1 pseudogene is annotated in these 434 nt (G+C 67.1%); it reads left to right on the forward strand.

Going from position 1 to position 434, the window contains the following annotated elements:
* Positions 1-318: pseudogene (locus MUU46_RS00075) on the forward strand (amino acid ABC transporter substrate-binding protein); the annotation flags it as partial.
* Positions 319-434 lie beyond the last annotated feature (116 nt).

Genomic DNA, 434 nt, shown 5'->3' on the forward strand with positions numbered 1-434 from the left:
GCCTGGTTCAACATCGTCCGCTGGACCCTGTACGGCCTGCTCAACGCGGAGGAGCTGGGGGTCACCTCGAGCAACGTCGAGCGCCAGGCCAGGGACAGCCGCAACCCGGACGTCGCCCGCCTGCTCGGCAGCGAGGGCGACGCCGGCAAGGACTTGCAACTGCCGCGCGACTGGGTGGTGCAGATGGTGCGCCAGGTCGGCAACTATGGCGAGATCTTCGCCCGCAACGTCGGCGACGGCAGCCCGCTGAAGATGCCGCGCGGCCTCAACGCGCAATGGAATCTCGGCGGCCTGCACTATGCGCCGCCGATCCGCTGACCGGCGGGGGGCTGGCTGAACTCTCGCCAGCACCGACAATCCGATAACAGACAGACGCACCGGTGCCGGTGCACTATAGAGCGACGCGTCATGCCGAACACCGAACAAGAGAATTG

The organism is Scandinavium tedordense, assembly GCF_024764965.1.
Classification (GTDB): domain Bacteria; phylum Pseudomonadota; class Gammaproteobacteria; order Enterobacterales; family Enterobacteriaceae; genus Scandinavium; species Scandinavium tedordense.